The sequence below is a fragment of the Pseudomonas sp. P5_A2_2 genome (genome assembly GCF_054177685.1).
On record NZ_JBGCUL010000608.1, the window covers coordinates 1 to 2,777 of the forward strand.

The window sequence follows — 2,777 nt, forward strand, 5'->3', positions numbered from 1 at the left end:
GTGTTCATACTTGGGGATGGTAGTCTTGCCTGGGTTATATCATTGTTGTCGATTTTTCAGTTTGTGCTAGCTTTTAATATGCTGTTCTCTTCTGTCGCAAATGGACTTGCTGATGTTAAGTCGTTTGCATTTTCTCAGATAGTTGGGAACTTGATCTCGTTACCGTTTGCCTGGTTTCTGATATTAAAATTTGGGTTGCCGGGTGCGGCGATAGCGATTATATCGATCTTGGCAATGGCGGTATTTCCAAGTATTTATTTATATCTGAGGTCCTCGCTACGTTTCAGGTTTAGACGTAGGGAAATAGATTCGCTTTTACTTAAAAAGTTAGGCTGGTTCAGTTTGATGTTGTGCGTGAGCGCGATCGCATTTCCCGTTGTCGAGATTTATATTCGACAAAATCTAATTAGTAATTCCGGTTATACCCAGGCGGGAATTTGGCAAGGTCTAATTAGGCTCTCTAGTGCATATTTGGGGTTTTTTAGTGTCTTTTTGGCATCCTATTTCATGCCGATGATATCTCGGATTAATAATAAAAAAGAAATAGAGCAGCTTACCCATAAGTTTGTAGTTTTTGTCATGGCTGTTTTCGCAGTCGGCGGCGGGACGCTTTATTTTGGGCGGGATTTTTTTGTTCCCTTGCTGCTCTCTAAAGAGTTCGAGGAATTAAATGAATATTTACTCTACCAGCTGATTGGTGATTTTTTCAAGGCGTCTAACTATGTCATTGGTTTTGTTGCAGTTGCAAGAGCGGCAACTCGTATTTATATAGTTTCAGAAGTTTTTCAAGCTGGTTTATTTGTATCTCTAAGCTTGTTGGTGGGGCAGTTTATTGTTGGCGCAGAAGGTGTCACGGTTGCGTATATGATGTCCTATATCATGTGTTTCCTTGTAAGTATTCTTGCGTTGAAGTTTTGGGTGCGTAACTGATGTCTTTTGAGTTTGTTTGGCCTATTTACGCTGTGTTCATATTTTTGACCATTTCCGGTGGTACGGAAATGCTGATTAAACAAGGGTGGGTCAAGCAGCTTGCAGTTTTTTCATCGGCTATAGCTCTCGTGATATTAGCGGCATTACGGAGTTTGGGTGTAGGTAGCGATGATGTTGCCTACGCGCAAATGTTCACGAACATTCCGTTTTTTTTTGGGTGTGATGAGTTTTTATGCGGATATAGCTACTCACAGTTCAATGTGGAGCTCGGGTTTTTTACCCTGCTGTCTATGTTGCGCGGTTTTGGTAGCGAGCCTCTCGTGCTTTTCAGTGTGGTTGCATTAGCCTCTGTAGCGCTGAACGTCAGGGCGATAAGGTTTTTTTCTCCCCATGTCGGCGCCGCGATCCTTGTATATTTTTGTCATTTTTATCTTAATAAAGAACTAAATGCCATTCGTCTTGGTTTAGCCTCCGCGCTTCTTTTTTGGGCCGCGACGTTTGTTCCTGTGCGGAAGATCGGTATATTCATGCTTCTGGTGATCTGTGCCGCATTTGTGCATGTGTCATCATTGTTGATTCTATTGCCGTTCGCTATTTATCAACTTCGACCAGGTCGCAGTGTGTACGCGGCCGTCGCACTTTTTCTCCTGGCTTTTACGGCATTTTTTGATATACAAACACTTTTTTCATATTTGATTAATTTTGGGTTTATAGGTGAGAAAATAAATCTGTATCTCAATGCGGATATTTATAACTACCCGTTACCCTTGTTCAGTGCGGTAAATTTAAAGAATTTGTTTTTTGTAGGGTTGGCCTTGATTTTTTGGCGCAAGATCTCAAGTGAATATGAGCATTTTGAGTTGGTTTTTTGCTTCTTTTTTTGCGCAACTTTTATACGGATTGCATTGGGCGATTTTGCAATTGTCGCGGGAAGAAGTTATGCGGCTATTTCGATGTTTGAGTACGTATTGTTACCGTTTGTCTTCTTTTCGTTGTTCGGCAAATGGCTGGGCTACGCTCTAATAATACTGTATGCAGGACTGACTTTGTTCTTGAATTTGACAGATAATGCAGGTTGGACAGGTGAAGCAGTTCAATTTTTTAATTTCAATAATTAGTAAGTAGAGAGTAAATTGAAAAATATACTTTTTGTGATGGGTGGCCTATCCATGGGGGGCGTAGAAACCTACGTGGTCCGTTTGGCCACCGAATTACAGAAGCAGGGCCACTCCGTCACTGTGATTTTGCTCTCCAGTAAATATGATGATTTACTCTTCCAAAAGCTATCGTCTGTAGCAACAGTTTGCGTTGTTGAGTATTTTCCATTTTTTGGAGCATCCAGTTGGCTAAACGCTTTGGTGCCTGCGAGTGCGTGTTCTCATACTCATTTTGATGTGGTTCATGTTGTTGACTTATTAACTTTGTCGTATATGTATTTTCAGCGGAAAAAATATTCTTTCGATGCACTGTCTATCGGTATCTACCATTCTCGAGAAATTGTTTGGTGGCGTGATCGAAGTGTCTATTTTAGAAAAAAGATGCTTGAATTGTACGATAAAAATGTAAAGCTTACTCTGTTTCCGAATGAGAGTACTGCGGAGATTGCGGCAACGTACAAGGCTTTAGATGTTAGTGAGGTGGCATTGTTGCCACTGGGTATATCACTTGAGCATTATAGGATGTGTTGTCCTGACAAGCGGTCATTAAAACTGTTATCTGTTGGTCGTCTTGTGGACTTCAAGGTTTACAATAGGCATGTAATATCTATATTGTCAAGTTTGCGACTTGTTGATGATTTTCATTATTATATATATGGCGACGGGCCCGAAAGAGAAGCGCTTGAAGCT

The 2,777-nt window shown here is 40.9% G+C and carries 3 protein-coding genes; all 3 read left to right on the plus strand.

Annotation, left to right across the window (positions count from 1 at the left end; all coding sequences use genetic code 11):
* A partial coding sequence (locus ACXRVY_RS22990; RefSeq protein ID WP_458238325.1) for an O-antigen translocase occupies nucleotides 1–930 on the plus strand: 930 nt, incomplete at its 5' end.
* Nucleotides 930–2,048, plus strand: a complete 1,119-nt coding sequence (locus tag ACXRVY_RS22995; protein ID WP_223462476.1) for an EpsG family protein — start codon at nucleotides 930–932, stop codon at nucleotides 2,046–2,048. The genes ACXRVY_RS22990 and ACXRVY_RS22995, both read left to right, overlap by 1 nt.
* 15 nt (nucleotides 2,049–2,063) lie before the next feature.
* The coding region (locus ACXRVY_RS23000) for a glycosyltransferase (RefSeq protein ID WP_458238326.1) at nucleotides 2,064–2,777 on the plus strand (714 nt) is incomplete at its 3' end.

Excerpts from the sequence above, each read along its gene's own strand:
- ACXRVY_RS22995 (WP_223462476.1), top strand. The coding sequence starts at position 930 with ATGTCTTTTGAGTTTGTTTGGCCTATTTACGCTGTGTTCATATTTTTG.